At 58.4% G+C, this 19,510-nt stretch carries 14 protein-coding genes; 2 read left to right on the forward strand and 12 right to left on the reverse strand.

Features of this window, described 5'->3' with window-relative positions:
- Positions 1-86: 86 nt before the first annotated feature.
- Complete coding sequence (gene queD / locus F3J41_RS09650; protein WP_325969895.1) at positions 87-449, forward strand: 6-carboxytetrahydropterin synthase QueD; 363 nt, start codon at positions 87-89, stop codon at positions 447-449.
- Positions 450-654: 205 nt separating this feature from the next.
- On the opposite strand, the gene queE is transcribed toward queD, so the two are convergent.
- The 6 genes from queE to rlmD form a co-directional block, all read right to left on the reverse strand.
- Complete coding sequence (queE, locus tag F3J41_RS09655) at positions 655-1,326, reverse strand: 7-carboxy-7-deazaguanine synthase QueE (protein ID WP_166710923.1); 672 nt, start codon at positions 1,324-1,326, stop codon at positions 655-657.
- Between the two features lie 149 nt (positions 1,327-1,475).
- Positions 1,476-2,774 (reverse strand): phosphopyruvate hydratase, encoded by a 1,299-nt coding sequence (gene eno / locus F3J41_RS09660; RefSeq protein WP_021507362.1) that lies wholly within the window; start codon positions 2,772-2,774, stop codon positions 1,476-1,478.
- Positions 2,775-2,851: 77 nt separating this feature from the next.
- On the reverse strand, positions 2,852-4,489 hold the full coding sequence (gene pyrG / locus F3J41_RS09665) for a glutamine hydrolyzing CTP synthase (RefSeq protein WP_021507363.1): 1,638 nt from the start codon (positions 4,487-4,489) through the stop codon (positions 2,852-2,854).
- Between the two features lie 259 nt (positions 4,490-4,748).
- Positions 4,749-5,531: a nucleoside triphosphate pyrophosphohydrolase gene (mazG, locus tag F3J41_RS09670; RefSeq protein WP_166710925.1), complete on the reverse strand. Its 783-nt coding sequence runs from the start codon at positions 5,529-5,531 to the stop codon at positions 4,749-4,751.
- A gap of 109 nt (positions 5,532-5,640) precedes the next feature.
- Complete coding sequence (relA, locus tag F3J41_RS09675) at positions 5,641-7,875, reverse strand: GTP diphosphokinase (protein ID WP_021507365.1); 2,235 nt, start codon at positions 7,873-7,875, stop codon at positions 5,641-5,643.
- 32 nt (positions 7,876-7,907) lie between these two features.
- On the reverse strand, positions 7,908-9,224 hold the full coding sequence (rlmD, locus tag F3J41_RS09680; RefSeq protein ID WP_166710927.1) for a 23S rRNA (uracil(1939)-C(5))-methyltransferase RlmD: 1,317 nt from the start codon (positions 9,222-9,224) through the stop codon (positions 7,908-7,910).
- Between the two features lie 90 nt (positions 9,225-9,314).
- On the opposite strand from rlmD, the gene barA reads away from it, so the two are divergent.
- Positions 9,315-12,044, forward strand: coding sequence for a two-component sensor histidine kinase BarA (gene barA / locus F3J41_RS09685; protein WP_021507367.1), 2,730 nt, complete (start codon positions 9,315-9,317; stop codon positions 12,042-12,044).
- Positions 12,045-12,221: 177 nt separating this feature from the next.
- Here the strand turns inward: barA and F3J41_RS09690 are convergent, their stop codons facing one another.
- The 6 genes from F3J41_RS09690 to F3J41_RS09715 all read right to left on the reverse strand — a co-directional run bounded on the left by F3J41_RS09690 (position 12,222) and on the right by F3J41_RS09715 (position 19,216).
- Entirely contained in the window at positions 12,222-13,361 is a 1,140-nt protein-coding gene (locus tag F3J41_RS09690; RefSeq protein ID WP_166710929.1) for a glycerate kinase, read from the reverse strand.
- An 85-nt stretch (positions 13,362-13,446) separates the two neighbouring features.
- The gene (garR, locus tag F3J41_RS09695) at positions 13,447-14,331 is read right to left on the reverse strand and encodes a 2-hydroxy-3-oxopropionate reductase (protein ID WP_058771604.1); all 885 of its coding nucleotides are present in this window, start codon (positions 14,329-14,331) and stop codon (positions 13,447-13,449) included.
- Between the two features lie 19 nt (positions 14,332-14,350).
- Complete coding sequence (gene garL, locus F3J41_RS09700; protein WP_021507370.1) at positions 14,351-15,118, reverse strand: 2-dehydro-3-deoxyglucarate aldolase; 768 nt, start codon at positions 15,116-15,118, stop codon at positions 14,351-14,353.
- A 52-nt stretch (positions 15,119-15,170) separates the two neighbouring features.
- Positions 15,171-16,502 carry a glucarate dehydratase gene (gene gudD, locus F3J41_RS09705; RefSeq protein ID WP_125310155.1) on the reverse strand — a complete coding sequence of 444 codons (1,332 nt, stop codon included), beginning with the start codon at positions 16,500-16,502 and terminating at the stop codon, positions 15,171-15,173.
- A 10-nt stretch (positions 16,503-16,512) separates the two neighbouring features.
- The gene (locus F3J41_RS09710; protein WP_166710931.1) at positions 16,513-17,859 is read right to left on the reverse strand and encodes an enolase C-terminal domain-like protein; all 1,347 of its coding nucleotides are present in this window, start codon (positions 17,857-17,859) and stop codon (positions 16,513-16,515) included.
- Between the two features lie 10 nt (positions 17,860-17,869).
- Positions 17,870-19,216, reverse strand: coding sequence for an MFS transporter (locus F3J41_RS09715; RefSeq protein WP_058771607.1), 1,347 nt, complete (start codon positions 19,214-19,216; stop codon positions 17,870-17,872).
- Positions 19,217-19,510: the final 294 nt, after the last annotated feature.

The following is a 19,510-nucleotide window of genomic DNA, read 5'->3' on the forward strand; positions in this document are numbered from 1 at the left end:
ATCGGCAGAAATGCCCTTTTCAGCGCTGGCGGGTGCGAAAAATCTGCTTTTCAGGTAGACTTCAGCGGTTTTTACGTCTGAGAGCCATTATGTCTACCACGCTGTTTAAAGAGTTCCAGTTTGAAGCGGCCCACCGCTTACCTCACGTGCCGGAAGGGCATAAATGCGGTCGTCTGCACGGCCATTCATTTCTGGTGCGACTGGAAATTACCGGTGAAGTGGATGCGCATACCGGTTGGGTAATGGATTTTGCCGAACTGAAGGCGGCGTTCATGCCGATCTACGATCGTCTCGACCATCATTACCTCAATGATATCCCTGGCCTGGAGAACCCGACCAGCGAAGTCATGGCGAAATGGATCTGGGATGAGATGAAGCCGATTCTGCCTGAGCTGAGTGCGGTGATGATCAAAGAGACCTGCACCGCTGGCTGCGTCTATCGCGGCTGACTGCAGCGGTAAAGGTCAGAAGGTCGCCATCAATGGCGACCCTACGGTGCAGTGCGGTTTTACAGGGTGCGCATTGATGCGCATCGGGTACCATTGGCCAGGTCGCCATCAATGGCGACCCTACGGTGTAATGCGATTTACAGGGTGCGCATTGATGCTTACCCGCCACAATGGCGTTGATTTTGCCGGGTGCGCATCGGGTGAATCAGGCGATGTTCAGGTATTTGTGCGTCTGCATCGAAAGCCGCCAGTTGCGGGCAATGCAGGTTTCGATACACAGTCTGGTCGCCGCCTCGCCACGGCTGATGGGCTGCAGCGCCACAATGCGTTTTTTCTCATCCTGCAGGCCAGCCAGCAGCGCATCCAGCGCTTCCACATCCCGCTCGCGCGCCACCGGATGTTTGATCTCATCGGCACGCTGCAGCGCCTGCGGCAGCACATCGTAGCCACCCCGCATGTTCACCTTCGGCGACACCGTTACCCAGGTGGCAGCGGAACAGTGCACTTCATGCGTGCCGCTGGTTTCAATCTGACACTGAAAACCGGCCACTTCCAGCGCTTCGGTCAGTGGACGTAAGTCAAAAATTGCCGGCTCACCGCCGGTGATTACCACATGGCGGGCGGTCCAGCCCTGACGCTGAATGCTCTCAATCAGCGTGGCCGCATCGGCGCTGCCCCAGGCATCGCTCTCCACGGTTTTGACCAGAATGTCCCCCAGCGACGTCTCCCGATCCGCCCGCGTTTCCCAGGTATGTTTGGTATCACACCAGCTACAGCCCACCGGACATCCTTGTAAGCGGATAAAGATGGCCGGCACGCCGGTGTAAAAACCTTCGCCCTGCAGCGTCTGGAACATTTCGTTAATCGGGTAGAACATTTTTTACTCACGTCAGAAATTCGAGGCGCAGATTATGGCAGATTTTGTGCGTCGCTTCACAGCTGCTTCGTGCCATAAAAAGCAAAAGCCCCGCACGAGGCGGGGCTTGATGTCAGGCGATGTGGCCGTTTAGCCACATCCGCAGGCGATTACGCCTGGCCTTTAACTTCTTTCAGACCGTTGAACGGCGCTTTGTCACCCAGCGCTTCTTCGATACGAATCAGCTGGTTGTACTTAGCAACGCGGTCAGAACGGCTCATAGAACCGGTTTTGATCTGGCCAGCAGCAGTACCGACCGCCAGGTCAGCGATGGTCGCATCTTCAGTTTCGCCAGAGCGGTGAGAGATGACCGCGGTGTAGCCAGCGTCTTTCGCCATCTTGATCGCAGCCAGGGTTTCGGTCAGAGAACCGATCTGGTTGAATTTGATCAGGATAGAGTTAGCGATGCCTTTCTCGATGCCTTCTTTCAGGATTTTGGTGTTGGTCACGAACAGATCGTCGCCCACCAGCTGAATTTTGTCGCCCAGCACTTTGGTCTGGTAAGCGAAGCCGTTCCAGTCAGACTCATCCAGACCGTCTTCGATAGAAACGATTGGGTACTGTTTGGTCAGGTCTTCCAGGAAGTGGGTAAACTCTTCAGAAGTGAAGGCTTTGTTGCCTTCGCCAGCCAGCACATATTTGCCGTCTTTGTAGAATTCAGATGCTGCGCAGTCCATCGCCAGGGTGATGTCTTTGCCCAGCTCGTAGCCTGCTGCTTTAACAGCTTCGGCGATAACGGCCAGCGCTTCGGCGTTTGAACCCAGGTTTGGCGCGTAGCCACCTTCGTCACCCACCGCGGTGTTCATGCCTTTGGCTTTCAGGACTTTAGCCAGGTGATGGAACACTTCAGAACCCATACGGATGGCTTCTTTCACGGTTTTCGCGCCAACCGGCTGAATCATGAACTCCTGGATATCAACGTTGTTATCCGCGTGCTCACCACCGTTGATGATGTTCATCATTGGCAGTGGCATAGAGTATTTGCCCGGAGTGCCGTTCAGTTCTGCAATGTGTGCGTACAGTGGCAGGCCTTTAGAGGCTGCTGCTGCTTTCGCTGCTGCCAGAGAAACCGCCAGAATGGCGTTTGCACCGAAGTTGGATTTGTTGTCAGTACCGTCCAGCTCGATCATGATCTTATCGATGTTCGCCTGGTCTTTGGCATCTTTGCCTTTTACCGCGTCAGCGATTGGGCCGTTAACCGCAGCAACCGCTTTGGTTACGCCTTTGCCCAGGAAACGAGACTTATCACCGTCACGCAGCTCCAGTGCTTCGCGTGAACCGGTTGATGCACCTGATGGCGCAGCAGCCAGACCAACGAAACCGCCTTCCAGATGCACTTCTGCTTCTACAGTCGGGTTGCCACGGGAGTCGATGATTTCGCGACCGATGACTTTAACGATTTTGGACATTCGATTTTCCTCAGTACAAGTTAGTCAATCCTAAGACAAACAACGCGCGAAAAGTTCGCGCGCTGTTCGTTAAACTCTTACTTCGCTAAACGCTTCTGGTGCTCCTGCGCGGCTTTCACAAAGCCAGCGAACAGCGGATGACCATCACGCGGGGTCGACGTGAATTCCGGGTGGAACTGGCAGGCTACAAACCATGGATGATTCGGGATCTCGATGATCTCCACCAGTTGATCGTCGCCGGAACGGCCTGCAATGTGCAGACCCGCCGCTTCAATCTGCTTCAGCAGCAGATTGTTTACTTCGTAACGGTGGCGATGACGCTCAGTAATGACGTCAGAGCCGTACAGCTGGCGCACTTTGCTTTCCGGCGTCAGCTGGCACTGCTGGCTTCCCAGACGCATGGTGCCGCCCAGATCGCTCTGCTCGGTACGCTGTTCAACGTTACCGTTTTCATCGCGCCATTCGGTGATTAACGCAACCACCGGGTACTTACAGTCTGGCACAAATTCAGTGGAGTTGGCGCCTTCCATCCCGGCCACGTTGCGCGCGAATTCCATCAGCGCAATCTGCATGCCAAGGCAAATGCCGAGGTACGGAATGTTGTTTTCACGCGCGTATTGCGCGGTCAGCAATTTTCCTTCCACACCGCGGTAACCGAAGCCACCAGGAATCAGGATAGCATCAAGATCTTTCAGAATTTCTACGCCGCGCGTTTCCACATCCTGCGAATCGATCAGCTTGATGTTAACGGTGACGCGATTTTTCAGACCGCCGTGCTTCAGCGCTTCAATCACGGATTTGTAGGCATCCGGCAGTTCGACATATTTGCCGACCATACCGATGGTGACTTCGCCGCCCGGATTGGCTTCTTCGTAAATCACCTGCTCCCACTCGGCCAGATTGGCTTCCGGCGCGCTCAGGTTAAAACGCTTGCAGATGTAATCATCCAGACCCTGCGATTTCAGCAGGCCCGGGATCTTGTAGATCGAATCAACGTCTTTCAGCGAGATAACCGCTTTTTCCGGCACGTTACAGAACAGGGCGATCTTCGCACGCTCGTTAGCGGGCACCGCGCGGTCTGAACGGCAAATCAGCACGTCAGGCTGAATACCAATCGACAGCAGCTCTTTAACCGAGTGCTGAGTTGGCTTGGTTTTCACTTCACCCGCCGCCGCCATGTAAGGCACCAGCGTCAGGTGCATATACATGGTGTGTTCACGGCCAACATCGACCGCCATCTGGCGAATCGCTTCCAGGAACGGCAGGGATTCGATATCGCCCACGGTTCCGCCGATTTCCACCAGCACGACGTCATGACCTTCGCCACCTTCAATGATGCGCTCTTTGATGGCGTTGGTGATGTGTGGGATAACCTGAATGGTCGCGCCCAGATAGTCGCCGCGACGCTCTTTGCGCAGCACTTCTGAGTAGATACGGCCGGTAGTAAAGTTGTTGCGGCGCGACATTTTGGTACGGATGAAGCGCTCGTAGTGACCTAAATCCAGATCGGTCTCGGCCCCGTCATCGGTGACGAACACTTCACCGTGCTGCGTAGGGCTCATGGTACCCGGATCGACGTTGATATACGGATCGAGTTTCATGATGGTCACATTCAGACCACGTGCTTCAAGGATGGCTGCGAGGGAGGCTGCGGCAATGCCTTTGCCCAGAGAGGAAACGACCCCGCCGGTCACAAAAATATAATTCGTTGTCATGCTGAACCTGAGAGTTTAGGTTTAAAGACGGTGGAATAACCAGGACGGGAAAACAGTATACCCGAAGTCGTCCGCAGCCACAATTGATGAATCACACCATCCTCCTCGCATTACAGCCTGTAACATAGCGGAGAGTGCCGGGTGAAATGTTGACGTACGTCACAAAGTTGCCGACTGGCTGAATCGAGTAAGCTCAGACGGTGATTTTATGCGCAGCGCTGGAATAATCACCAGCGCTGCGCAGAGAGGCTGAATAAGGTTATTCGCCGGCTTTGACCTGCTGCCAGGCGGCTTCCATCTGCGCCAGCGTAGCCTGTTCCATGCTCAGCCCCTGGGCCTGAATAATATTCTCTACCTGACGGAAGCGGCGCTCGAACTTGTCGTTGGCCTTTTGCAGCGCGGTTTCCGCTTTGCTGCCAAGATGACGTGACAGATTGACAGTGGCGAACAGCAGATCGCCAATCTCCTCTTCCAGCTTGTCGCTGTCCACCACCGCCTGCTGCGCTTCATGCATTACTTCGTCGATCTCTTCATGCACTTTATCCAGCACCGGCCCGAGGCTGTCCCAGTCGAAGCCTACGCTGTAACAGCGCTTCTGGATTTTATAGGCGCGCATCAGCGCCGGCAGCGCTTTAGGGATATCGTCCAGCACCGAGTGCTGCGACTTCTCCGCACGCTCGCGCTGCTTGATCGCCTCCCAGTTTTTCAGCACTTCAGCCGTGGAATCGACCTGGACTTCGCCGAAGATGTGCGGATGGCGACGCTCCAGTTTGTCACTGATGGCGTTGCAGATGTCATCGAAGTTGAAACGCTGCTGCTCCTCGGCCATGCGGGCGTAGAACACCACCTGAAACAGCAGATCGCCCAGTTCGCCGCGCAGATCGTCAAAGTCTTCGCGCTGGATGGCGTCGATAACTTCATAGGTCTCTTCCAGCGTATACGGCGCGATTGAGGCAAAGGTCTGCTGGCGATCCCACGGGCAGCCGCGCACCGGATCGCGCAGGGTTTGCATGATGGTGAGCAGGCGGTTTAAAGCAGTCATGAAAGTCCCCGGAACAACAAGATAAAAAGCCGCCATTAATGGCGACCCTGCAGGGTAATTACGCGGTTTTGCCCGGGTGCGCATTGCTGCGCACCGGTCTCAGCAGGGCTTAATGTAAGCGGCGCGCATCGATAATATCCGGCACCTGATTAAGGCGCGCCAGCACGCGACCCAGCACCTGCTGGTTATAAATCTCGATATCCATATCGATGGTGGCGAGCTGCTTTTTGGTGTCGCTGCGGCTGGACACGCCCAGCACGTTGACCTTTTCATTGGCCAGAATGGTGGTGATGTCGCGCAGCAGCCCGCTGCGATCGTTGGCCGTCACGCGTACCACCAGCGAATAACCGCTGGAGTAACTTTCGCCCCACACCGCATCGACAATCCGTTCCGGCGCATGCGAAATCAGTTCGCTGAGCTGATCACAGTCGGCGCGGTGAATCGAAATGCCGCGCCCCTGGGTAATAAACCCGACAATATCGTCGCCCGGAATCGGCTGGCAGCAGCGCGCAATGTGGTGCAGCAGATTGCCGACACCCTCCACCACCACGCGGCCACTCTCTTTGCGCGCCGACGACGGCTGATGCGATTTCTGCGTCAGCTGACGCAGCGCCTCGCGATCTTCCTCTTCGGCGCTTGGCTTGTTGAGCTTCGCCTGCAGGAAGTTAACCATCTGGTTAAGACGGATATCCCCGCCGCCAATCATCGCCAGCAGCTCATCCTGCGAGCTGACGTTATAACGCGGCAGCAGCAGCTTCTCGGCTTCGCGCATGCTGATATCCAGCTGGCCCAGCTCGCTATCCAGAATCTGCCGGCCGGCCGCAATATTTTTGTCGCGATCCTGTTTACGGAACCACGCATGAATCTTCGAGCGCCCGCGGCTGGTGGTGATATAGCCGAGGTTGGGGTTCAGCCAGTCGCGGCTCGGGTTCGGCTGCTTCTGAGTGATCACCTCAATCTGATCGCCCATCTGCAGCTGATAGGTAAAGGGCACGATACGGCCGCCGATTTTGGCACCGATGCAGCGATGACCAATATCACTGTGAATGTGGTAGGCAAAGTCGAGCGGCGTGGAACCGGCCGGCAAATCGACCACGTCGCCCTTCGGCGTAAACACATAAACGCGGTCATCAAATACCTGGCTGCGCACCTCTTCCAGCATCTCGCCGGAATCCGCCATCTCTTCCTGCCAGGTAATCAGTTTACGCAGCCAGGCGATGCGCTCTTCGTGCCCTGCGGCACCGCGCGCGTTGCTGGCCGTCGGCCCTTCTTTGTACTTCCAGTGTGCCGCGACGCCCAGTTCAGCGTCCTCGTGCATCTGGCGGGTACGGATCTGAATCTCGACCGTTTTGCCCTGCGGGCCCAGCACCACGGTATGAATCGACTGATAACCGTTTGGCTTGGGATTGGCGACGTAATCGTCGAACTCGCTAGGCAGATGACGATACAGCGTGTGGACGGTACCGAGCGCGCCGTAGCAGTCCTGCAGGCGTTCAGCGACGATGCGCACTGCGCGCACGTCGAACAGCTCATCAAACGCCAGCGACTTCTTCTGCATTTTGCGCCAGATGCTGTAGATATGCTTGGGACGGCCGTAAACTTCCGCACGCACGCCCTCTTTTTGCATCTCTTTACGCAGGTTATCGACGAAGTTATCAATGTACTGTTCACGATCGATGCGGCGTTCGTGCAGTAGTTTGGCGATGCGTTTGTATTCGTCAGGATGGAGATAGCGGAAGCAGTAATCTTCCAGCTCCCATTTGAGCTGGCCGATCCCGAGACGGTTGGCCAGAGGTGCATAAATGTTGGTGCTCTCTTTCGCCGCCAGCACGCGCTCATCTTCCGGCGCATCTTTCATCTCGCGCAGATGGGCAATACGTTCTGCCAGCTTGATGACCACGCAGCGGAAATCTTCCACCATCGCCAGCAGCATGCGGCGCACGTTATCCACCTGCTCCGAGGCCATCGAGTCGTTGTGAATGGCTTTCAGCTGGCGGATGGCATCCATATCGCGCACGCCGTGCACCAGCGAGACGATGCTTTTGCCAAAGGCTTTCTCCAGATCCTCTTCGCTCACCACGCCCGCATTGGCCAGCGGGAACAGCAGCGCGGCGCGCAGACTGTCGATGTCCATACTGAGCATGGTGAGAATTTCCACCATCTCAATACCGCGCCACAGCAGCAGAGCCTGATCTGGATGGTCGTGCGTTTCGGCTTCACAGTAGCGCCATGTTTCCGCCAGTCGTTCGCAGGATTGCGGATTACTGATACTCAAGCTGGCGATCCACTGGTCAAGGGCAAATTCCCCGGCCGTATTTAAATGCGCACTTCTAACCGCAACCATATCCTCTCCTGCCACAGCGACTTAAACATCGCTTATGTTTTGCTAAACAGCACCATGGATTCGAGATGGCTGGTATGAGGGAACATATCCAGCATCGCGACCCTTTCCAGATGGTAGCCCGCCGACAGTAATGTCTGACTGTCGCGGGCAAGTGTTGTCGGGTTACAGGAAACATAGACCACGCGTTGCGGCGCAAGTTTAACGATATGCGACATCACGCCCGCGGCCCCGGCACGCGCCGGATCCAGTAACACCTTATTAAATCCCTGCGCCGCCCAGGGCTGGCGCGAGACATCTTCCTCTAAATTGTGCTGGAAGAAGCAGACATTTCTGAGATTGTTAAGCTGAGCATTATACTCTGCCTGGCGCACTAATGCTGCAACGCCCTCCACACCCACCGCATTTTGTACGAACTTTCCTAGCGGCAATGTGAAGTTGCCCATGCCGCAGAACAGATCGAGCACCCGATCGTCCGGTTGCAGATCCAGCCAGGCAATCGCCTGTGCCACCATCTGCTGATTCACGCCATCGTTGACCTGAATGAAATCCTGCGGGCTAAAGGTTAGCTGCAAATCAAACGAGCGGTAGTAAGGCTGCTCCGCGCCGAGCGCCTGCAGCGCGTCACTGCCGTCCGCCAGCCAGATCATCAGCCGGTGCTCATGCGAAAAACGTTCCAGTTTTGTCCGGTCCGCAGCGGAGAGCGCATCAAGATGGCGCAGCACCATTAGCGGACCGTTATCCGCCAGCACCAGTTCCACATGCCCCAGCCGTTTCACTGCGTGCAGGCTGCTGAGACAGTGGTGCAGCGGCTGCAGCAGCGCCTCAAGCTCGGGCACCAAAACGGGGCATTGCGTCACATCAATCAGATCGTTACTGGCCGCCTGACGGAAGCCCATCTGCAGGCGCTGCTGCTTCGGCAGCCACTGCAAACCGAGACGCGCGCGCCGGCGATAGCCCCAGGGCGCAGCGCTGATGATCTCATCCACCTGCACCGGCAGCGCCGCTTCCTGACTCAGCATGCGGCCCAGCGCCCGCGCTTTGCTCTCCTGCTGCAGCGCCACGGACACGTGCTGCTGCTGGCAGCCGCCGCACACGCCGAAATGGATGCAGCGCGGTTGCTGGCGCTGCGAGCTCGGTTGTGTAATCTTTTTGGCTTTGCCGCGCGCAAACTGACGCTTATCTTCGGTCAGGATCACCTCGGCCTGTTCGCCGGGCAGCGCGCCGCTGACAAACAGCGTTTTACCGTTATGGCGCGCCACGCCCTGACCAAAGGGATCAAGCTCGTCAATGGTGACGCTGAGACGTTGCTTCGTCGTCACGCGCTGTTTTGCGGAGTAAAATTGCGCCATAGTATTGTGAATTCTCAGTTTTCATTAGGTGTGCAGCCGTATGCGGTTTTTGCACAGGGATAAAATGCCAGGAGTCGCCAGGCCACAATTATGACCAAATACAGCCTGCGGGCGCGAATGATGATTCTGATACTGGCGCCGACGCTGATGATTGGCCTGCTGCTCAGTACCTTCTTCGTGGTGCACCGCTACAACGAACTGCAGCACCAGGTGCGCGATGCCGGCGCTAACATTATCGAACCGCTGGCGGTGTCGAGCGAGTACGGCATGACGTGGCATAATCGTGATGCGATTCGCGAGCTGGTCAGCCTGCTGCATCGCCGTCATTCCGATATTGTCCGTGCCATTACGGTTTTCGACAACAACAATCACATCTACGTCAGCTCCAATAACAACCAGAACCTCGCGCTGCTGCAAAAAGCCGATATTTCCACGCTGGCGGATGGCGTGTCGGTGGAGCGACACGGCAACCTGATGGTGCTGCGCACGCCGATCATCTCTGAACGCTATTCGGTGGACGAACTGCCGGGTGAAGACGCCAAGCCGGCAGGCAATCCGCTGGGTTATGTGGCGATTGAGCTGGATCTGCAGTCGGTGCGGCTGGAGCAGTACAAAGAGGTGTTTGTCGCCACTCTGCTGCTGCTGTTTTGCCTGTGCATCGCCATGCTGTTTGCCTATCGACTGATGCGCGACGTCACCGGCCCGATTCGCAACATGGTTACCACCGTGGACCGCATCCGGCGTGGCCAGCTCGACAGCCGCGTGGATGGCTACATGCTGGGCGAGCTGAGCATCCTGAAAAACGGCATCAACGCCATGGCGATGTCGCTCACTGCCTACCATGAAGAGATGCAGCAGAACATCGATCAGGCAACCTACGATCTGCGCGAAACGCTGGAGCAGCTGGAGATTCAGAACGTCGAGCTGGATCTGGCGAAAAAGCGCGCCCAGGAAGCGGCCCGCATCAAGTCAGAGTTCCTCGCCAATATGTCGCACGAGCTGCGCACGCCGCTCAATGGCGTGATTGGCTTTACCCGCCAGATGCTGAAAACCGGGCTGAGCACCAACCAGCGTGATTACATGAGCACCATTGAACGTTCGGCCAATAACCTGCTGAGCATCATTAACGACGTGCTCGATTTCTCCAAACTGGAAGCCGGTAAGCTGGTGCTGGAGTCGATCCCGTTCCCGCTGCGCGCCACGCTGGATGAAACGCTGGTGCTGCTGGCGCCGTCCGCGCATGAGAAAGGCCTCGAGATCACCGTGTGCCTCGGGAAACAGGTGCCGGATAATGTGATTGGCGATCCGCTGCGTCTGCAGCAAATTCTGATCAACCTGATTGGCAACGCCATCAAATTCACCGAGCGCGGCCACATTGATCTGCGCGTCGAGCTGCGTCATCTCAGCATCACGCGGGCGGAACTGGAGATTCAGGTGCACGATACCGGCATCGGTATCTCTGAGCAGCAGCAGTCGCAACTGTTCCAGGCCTTTCGTCAGGCGGACGCCAGTATTTCACGCCGTCACGGCGGTACCGGTCTTGGCCTGGTGATTACGCAGAAACTGGTACACGAAATGGGCGGTGAGATCGCCTTCCACAGCCGGCAGAATCAGGGCTCCACCTTCTGGGTACAGGTACATCTGGATCTCAATCCTAACGCACCGGCGATTCCACGCATGCTGGACGATCTGCACGCCACGCCGCTGGCTTATATCGAACCCCATCCGGCGGTGGCGAAAGCGGTTCAGGAGATGCTGAGCATTACGCCTCTGCAGGTGCAGCACTTTGCCAGCCTTGACGATCTGCCCGACGCCCATTTCCCGCTGCTGCTGATGGGGCTGCCGGTCAGCGATCCGCATCCGGCTACGCTGTCCGATGCGCTGATTGCCCGCCTGCGCGCACACGCCGACTCGGTGCTGCTGGCGCTGCCGAGCGAAATGATGCTGTTCGCCGATGATTTGCGCGCGCGCGGTATCGCCGGCTGCATTGCCAAACCGGTGTCGCTGACGCGATTGCTGCCGATGCTGCTCGATCTCAACATGCGTCATAGCGACGCCGCCCCGCGCGGCGTAAGACAGCCGCTGACGGTGATGGCGGTGGATGATAATCCGGCCAACCTGAAGCTGATCGGCGCATTGCTGGAGGAGCAGGTCCAGAACATCATTCTGTGCGACAACGCCAGTCAGGCGATTCACCAGGCGCGGCAGCAGCGGCTGGACGTGATCCTGATGGATATTCAGATGCCGGACATCGACGGCATCCGCGCCAGCGAGATCATCCGCAGCCTGCCACAGCACGCCAGCACGCCGATTGTCGCGGTCACGGCGCATGCGCTGGATGGCGAACGTGAGCAGTTGATCGCCGCCGGCATGAATGACTATCTCGCCAAGCCGATTGATGAGGACAAGCTGAAGCAGCTGCTGCAGCGCTATGCGCCGGGCAGCGTGGCGAGCGCGGTGCGACAACCAGCGATCGCGCCCTCACTCGACTGGGCGCTGGCGCTGCGCCAGGCGGCGAATAAAGCCGAGCTGGCGCGCGATCTGCTGCAGATGCTGCTGGATTTTCTGCCGGAAGTGGAGCAGCGCGTGGCGCAATGTATGGCGCAGAATGACGTCGATGGGCTGCGCGAGATTATCCACAAGCTGCACGGCAGCGCCAGCTACAGCGGCGTGCCGCGGCTGAAACAGCTGTGTCAGCAGCTGGAGAAGAGTCTGCATCAGGAGAGCGATATCGCAGCGCTGGAACCAGAGCTGCTGGAGCTGAGCGACGAGATGGCCAACGTGGCGCGCGAAGCGCGTCAGGTGCTGGGCGTGGCATAGTGAGGGTTGTGCGCTGGGCCCTCACCCTAACCCTCTCCCGGCGGGAGAGGGAACCGTCCGGTGCGATCCAGAGGAACAGCGCGAAATCCAAATCCGTGCACCATCAGCCCCCTCTCCCGCCTGCGGGAGAGGGCTGGGGTGAGGGCTAGGGTGAGGGGAAAACCGCACCGCCTCCCCCTACAACCCCTGCCCCACCTTGATCGTGGCAGCGACGTTCCTTGCCGTCAGGCGGACATTCTGCGCGGCATTGGCCAGCGCCTCTTCCAGCGAGCAGATACCCGACAGCACGCTGTACACCGCGTCGATCCCGTGCTGATGCACCACACCGACATCCGCCGTCAGGCTGCCGGCAATACCGATCACCGGCTTATTGAACTGCTTCGCCACCTGCGCCACGCCAACCGGCACTTTGCCGTTGACTGACTGACTGTCGATGCGCCCTTCACCGGTAATCACCAGATCGGCATCCTGCACCTGCTGCGCCAGCCCCAGCGCTTCGGTGACAATCTCAATGCCGCGCCGCAGTTCCGCGTGGCAAAACGCATGCAGCGCCGCGCCCATGCCGCCGGCTGCGCCACCGCCGGCGATGTGCAGCACATCAATATCCAGGTCGCGCTGAATAATCGCAGCGTAATGGCCGAGCGCGGCATCCAGCTGCTGCACCAGCTGCGGCGTGGCGCCCTTCTGCGGGCCAAAAATCGCTGACGCACCCTCTTCGCCAATCAGCGGATTGGTCACGTCGCACGCCACTTCAATGCGGCACTGCAGCAGGCGCGGATCCAGATCGGCGATCTCAATCTTCGCCAGTTGCGGCAGTGCCCCGCCGCCGTAGCCAATCCCGCTGCCGTGGCTGTCCAGCAGCCGGGCACCGAGCGCCTGCACCATGCCGGCACCGCCGTCGTTAGTGGCGCTGCCGCCGATGCCGATGATGATGTGATCGACGCCGCGATCCAGCGCATTTTTGATCAGTTCACCGGTACCGTAGGAAGTGGTGATCAGCGGATCGCGCTGTGCCGCAGGCACCAGCTCCAGCCCGCTGGCCGCCGCCATCTCAATAAAGGCGGTACGCGCATCACCGGATAATCCGTAAAACGCGTCGACCGGCTCGCCGAGCGGCCCGGTCACCGTCAGTCTGATGATGTTGCCCTGGGTTGCCGCCACCATTGCTTCAACCGTGCCTTCTCCGCCGTCGGCGACCGGTATTTTGACATAGTCAGCGGCGGGGAAAATTTCGCGAAATCCCGCTTCTATCGCGGTAGCCACTTCCAGGGCGGACAAACTCTCTTTGTATGAATCCGGTGCGATGACAATTTTCATAGGCAATCCGAGCGCGGTAGGTGACGGAAATCCGTCTGGCTAAGGCAGTACAGCGTCCGGCATCCGCAGACACCGGACGCGGGCACTACCGGGTGATCTCAACTTTGGCTAATTTTTCATAATAGCAAGCCAGCGCGCTATGATCGGACGTACCCTGCCCGTCGACTTTTAGCGCCTGCATCATCTCCATCACCGCTGCGGTCAGCGGCAGATGTGCGCCAATGCCGTGTGAGGTATCAAGCGCATTGGCTAAATCCTTGATATGCAAATCGATACGGAAGCCAGGCTTAAAGTTGCGATCCAGCACCATGGGCGCTTTGGCATCCAGCACGGTGCTGCCCGCCAGACCGCCGCGAATCGCCTGGTAAACCAGTTCCGGATTGACGCCGGCTTTGGTGGCCAGCGACAGCGCCTCTGACATCGCGGCAATGTTGAGCGCCACAATCACCTGGTTGGCCAGTTTAGTGACGTTGCCCGCGCCGATATCACCGGTGTGCACCACCGAACCGGCCATCGCCTTAAGAACATCGTAGCACTGATCAAACAGCGCTTTATCGCCGCCGACCATCACCGACAGCGTGCCTTCAATTGCTTTTGGCTCACCGCCGCTCACCGGCGCATCCAGCATCCGGATGCCTTTTTCTGCCAGCGCATCATGCACTTCGCGGCTGGCCAGCGGCGCGATGGAGCTCATGTCGATCACCACCAGTCCCGGCTTCGCCCCTTCGATGATGCCGTTCTCGCCCAGACACACCTCTTTCACCTGCGGTGAGTTCGGCACCATGGTGATCACCACGTCTACCTGCGCGGCCAGCTCTTTGGGCGTTTTCGCCACGGTGGCACCCAGCTCCACCAGTTCGGCTTCGTTGCTGGCGTTGTGGTCGCGCACCACCAGGGTGTAACCGGCTTTCACCAGGTTTTTACTCATCGGTTTGCCCATGATGCCGAGGCCGATAAATCCAATTTTCATTGCCTTTCCCCTTCGTCAGTTACTGCTTAAATTTGTCGCACAGCGCCTGCGTGGCGTGGCGGAAAACACCCAAATCGCTGCCGACGGCAACAAAGCTGGCACCCCATTCGAGATAACGGCGTGCGTCAGCCTCTACCGGCGCCAGAATCCCGCTCGGCTTACCGGCAGCTTTGGCGCGCTCAAGGATGTAACGGATCACTTTCAGCACTTCCGGATGCGCCGGCTGGCCGAGATAGCCCAGCGCCGCTGACAGATCGCCCGGGCCGACAAAGATGCCGTCTACGCCGTCAACCGCCGCAATGGCGTCAATGTTGTCCACCGCCTGCTGGGTTTCGATTTGCACCAGCACGGTGATGTTGTCATTGATGGTGGCGTTGTAGTCCGCCAGCGTGCCGTACATGTTGCTGCGATGTGAAACCGACACGCCGCGTATACCGGCTGGCGGATAGCGGGTGGATGCCACCGCGCGCGCCGCCTCTTCTGCGGTTTCCACAAACGGAATCAGGAAGTTATAGAAGCCAATATCCAGCAGACGCTTGATGATGATCGGCTCATTGCACGGCGGTCGCACCACCGGCGCGCTCGGGCTGCCTTTGAGCGCCATCAGCTGCGGAATAAAGGTGGTGATGTCGTTCGGCGCGTGTTCGCCATCCAGCACCAGCCAGTCAAAGCCCGCCAGCCCCAGCACTTCCGTGGTGAGAGGATTGGCAAGGGCGCACCAGCTGCCAATCAGGGTTTCCCCTGCCAGCAAACGACGACGAAAAGGGTTGGGCCAGGCATTGCTCATGATCTCTACTCCTGTTATTTAGCACCGCCGCCCGCGGGCGCGCGGAATAAAATCAGCGCACCAGGCACGGACGCTTGTTATCAAATGTCCAGTTCGGCACGAGGAACTGCATCGCCTGCGCATCGTCGCGCGCGCCCAGTCCATGCTGCTGATACAGCGCATGGGCCTGCATCACCTGATCCATGTCCAGTTCGACACCGAGACCCGGCTTCTGCGGCACCTGCACCATGCCGCCCTTGATCTGCAACGGCTCTTTGGTCAGGCGCTGGTTGCCCTCCTGCCAGATCCAGTGGGTGTCGATGGCGGTAATGGCGCCCGGTGCGGCGGCGGCCACATGGGTGAACATCGCCAGCGAAACATCGAAATGGTTGTTGGAGTGCGAACCCCAGGTCAGGCCGAAGTCATGACACATCTGCGCCACGCGCACCGAGCCCTGCATGGTCCAGAAATGCGGATCGGCCAGTGGAATATCGACCGACTGCAGCGACAGCGTGTGGCCCATCTGGCGCCAGTCGGTGGCGATCATATTGGTGGCGGTAGGCAGACCGGTGGCGCGCCGGAACTCGGCCATCACTTCACGTCCGGAGTAACCCTGTTCAGCGCCGCACGGATCTTCTGCATAAGCCAGCACGCCTTTCAGCTGTTTACCGAGCAGGATGGCCTCATTCAGCGACCAGGCCCCGTTGGGATCGAGCGTCACGCGCGCCTGCGGGAAACGCTTCGCCAGTGCGGTTACTGCTTCGGCCTCTTCACCGCCGCGCAGTACGCCACCTTTCAGTTTGAAATCGTTAAAGCCATATTTTTCATAGGCGGCTTCTGCCAGGCGCACCACCGCGTCCGGCGTCAGCGCTTCCTCATGCCGCAGACGATACCAGTCGCACGGATCATCGGTCTGGCTCTGATACGGCAGTGACGTTTTGCGGCGATCTCCGATGTAAAACAGGTAGCCGAGCATCTCGACACGGTCACGCTGCTGTCCTTCGCCCAGCAGCGACGCCACGTTGACGCCCAGATGCTGGCCAAGCAGATCCAGCAGCGCCGCTTCGATGCCGGTCACCACGTGAATGGTGGTGCGCAGGTCAAAGGTCTGATTGCCGCGCCCGCTGGCATCGCGATCGGCAAAGGTAGTGCGCACCAGGGTGAGGATATTTTTGTACTCGCCGACGGTTTTTCCGGTTACCAGCGCTGCCGCGTCTTCCAGCGTCTGACGAATTTTCTCACCGCCGGGGATCTCGCCCACGCCCGTGTGGCCGGCGTTATCTTTCACAATCACGATATTGCGGGTAAAAAACGGCGCGTGGGCACCGCTCAGATTCAGCAGCATACTGTCGTAACCGGCCACCGGAATGACCTGCATTGCTGTAATTTTCGGGGTGTGACTCATTTCCTGCTCCTTATGCATGGCGGCGTCCAAAAGCCGGACGCTTGCGGTCGAACGACCATCCGGGAACCAGATATTGCATTGCCGTGGCGTCATTACGTGCGCCTGCAGGCAGCGATTGATACAGGGCGTTAGCCTCGCGCAGGCGATCCCAGTCCAGTTCAACACCGAGGCCGGGCTTGTCCGGCACGGCAATTTTGCCGTTGCGGATCTGCAGCGGCTCTTTAGTCAGACGCTGGTCGCCCTCCTGCCAAATCCAGTGGGTATCGATGGCGGTCGGTTTACCCGGTGCCGCCGCGCCGACGTGGGTAAACATCGCCAGCGAAATGTCGAAGTGATTATTGGAGTGGCAGCCCCAGGTCAGCCCCCACTCATCACACAGCTGCGCCACGCGTACCGCGCCGCTCAGCGTCCAGAAGTGCGGGTCGGCCAGCGGAATATCGACCGCGTTGAGCATCACCGCGTGGTTCATCTCACGCCAGTTGGTGGCGATCATATTGGTGGCGACCGGCAGACCGGTGGCGCGGCGAAACTCGGCCATGACTTCGCGCCCGGAATACCCCTGCTCGGCACCGCACGGATCTTCGGCATAGGTCAGCACCTCGTGCATGCCTTTGCACAGCGCGATGGCTTCATCCAGATGCCAGGCGCCGTTGGGATCGACGGTGATGCGCGCGTCCGGGAAACGCTGCTTCAGTGCCACCGCCGAGGCAATCTCCTGCTCGCCCGGCAGCACGCCGCCTTTGAGTTTGAAATCTTTGAAGCCGTACCTGTCCTGCGCCGCTTCGGCTAAGCGCACCACCGCGTCCGGCGTCAGCGCCTCCTGATGGCGCAGGTGATACCAGTCGTGACCGGCCGCGTCGCCGCTCTGATAGGGCAAATCAGTTTTACGCCGATCGCCAATGTAAAACAGGTAGCCCAGCACCGTGACCTCATCGCGCTGCTGACCTGGCCCCAGCAGCTCGGCCACTGGCACGCCGAGGCACTGGCCGAGCAGGTCGAGCAGCGCCGCTTCCAGCGCCGCCACCGCATTGACCCGCAGCTCAAACGTCCAGGCACCGTTGCCGAAGGTATCGAAATCCGCCGACTGGTTACCTTTGTGCACCTGCTGCACCAGCCGGTTCATGCGCGCCACCTGCTGCCCTTTCACCTGCGGTATTGCCGCGACCAGCGTCTGATAAATGGTTTCACCGCCCGGCGCTTCGCCGACGCCGGTGTGGCCGGCGCTGTCGGTCAGCACCACGATATTGCGGGTAAAGCAGGCGCTGTGCGCGCCGCCGATGTTGAGCAGCATGCTGTCGTAACCCGCCACCGGGATTACCTGCATGTCGGTAATCACCGGGGAACTTTGCGTATTCATATTTGGTTCCTTATGACCGGGGTTTGAGTTCGACACGTTTGATATCGCCGGTTATCACCAGGAAGCTGAACGCCGCCACAAACGCATGGATGCCGACATAAATCAGCGCCCCTTCAAACGAACCGCTGGTGGCGATGATGTAACCAATGGCAATCGGCGTGACGATGCCAGAGAAGTTACCGAACATATTGAACAGACCGCCGCTCAGGCCGCTGATCTCTTTGGGTGCGGTATCGGCCATCACCGCCCAGCCCAGCGCACCAATGCCTTTACCAAAGAACGCCAGCGCCATAAACAGCACCACCACCCATTCGGTTTCGGTGTAGTTACACATCACCATGCTGATGGAGAGCAGCATACCGATGACAATCGGGGTTTTACGCGCGATGTTCAGCGAGCCGGTTTTACGCATCAGATAATCTGAAATCACGCCGCCCAGCACGCCGCCGAGGAAGCCGCAGATGGCGGGAATCGAGGCGATCATGCCGGCTTTAAGAATCGACATGCCGCGCGCCTGCACCAGATACACCGGGAACCAGGTAATAAAGAAGTAGGTCAGGGCATTAACGCAGTACTGACCGAGATAGATCCCCCACATCATGCGGGTGGAGAGCAGTTGCTTAATTTGGAACCATTTCTCATCCCAGCTCACTTTACGCTCGGCTTTCTTCGCATCCATGTTGATCAGCGCACCGCCCTGCTCCATGTACTCCAGCTCGGCTTTGTTCACGCCAGGGTGATCGTTCGGGTCATGAATTACTTTCAGCCAGATAAAGCTGAGAATGATGCCCAGCCCGCCCATGAACCAGAACACGTGCGCCCAGCCCACCTCGGCCACCAGCCAGCCCATGATCGGTGCGAAAATCACCGTGGCGAAGTACTGGGCGGAGTTAAAGATGGCGACGGCGGTACCGCGCTCCTGCGCCGGGAACCAGGCAGCAACAATACGGCTGTTACCCGGGAAAGACGGCGCTTCCGCCAGCCCCACCATGAAGCGCAGCAGGAACAGCGACACCACAATGCCGAAGCCGCTAAAGATATCGACAAAGCCCTGCAGCAGGGTAAACAGCGACCACAGGAAGATGCTCCAGAAATAGACGCGTTTGGAGCCGAAGCGGTCCAGCAGCCAGCCGCCAGGAATCTGACCAATAACGTACGCCCACGAGAAGGCGGAGAAGATGTAGCCGAGGCCGACGGAATCGAGACCGATCTCCTTCGACATCGCCGAACCGGCAATCGAAATGGTGGCCCGGTCACCGTAGTTGAACGAGGTGACGATAAATAACATCACCACAATCCAGTAACGGGCGTTGGTGCGCTTCTGCACCGCTGCCGCTGTCTGGCTGTAACTATTCATGATGCACTCCTGAAATATAGCGAACGCTACATTCACTCTGACTGCATACACATCGCGTTGGGTATCAGAATGATGTTGGGTTAAACACGGCGATTGTTGTTATGGCAAAACGATGATGCGTCGTGACGAATAACCAAACGTTGAAGAACGGCAATCAGTATAGGAACAGCATCGCCGCGAAACACTGGAGGAACGCCCGAGGATAATCCCCAATCCGGCACAATTTTGTGGCATTTGCCCATAACGCTGCGGCGTGGCTCACGGAACCCGCCATCCAGCCGCCAGATTGCTGCA

Source organism: Pantoea sp. Ap-870, from assembly GCF_011752515.1.
GTDB lineage: Bacteria > Pseudomonadota > Gammaproteobacteria > Enterobacterales > Enterobacteriaceae > Pantoea > Pantoea dispersa.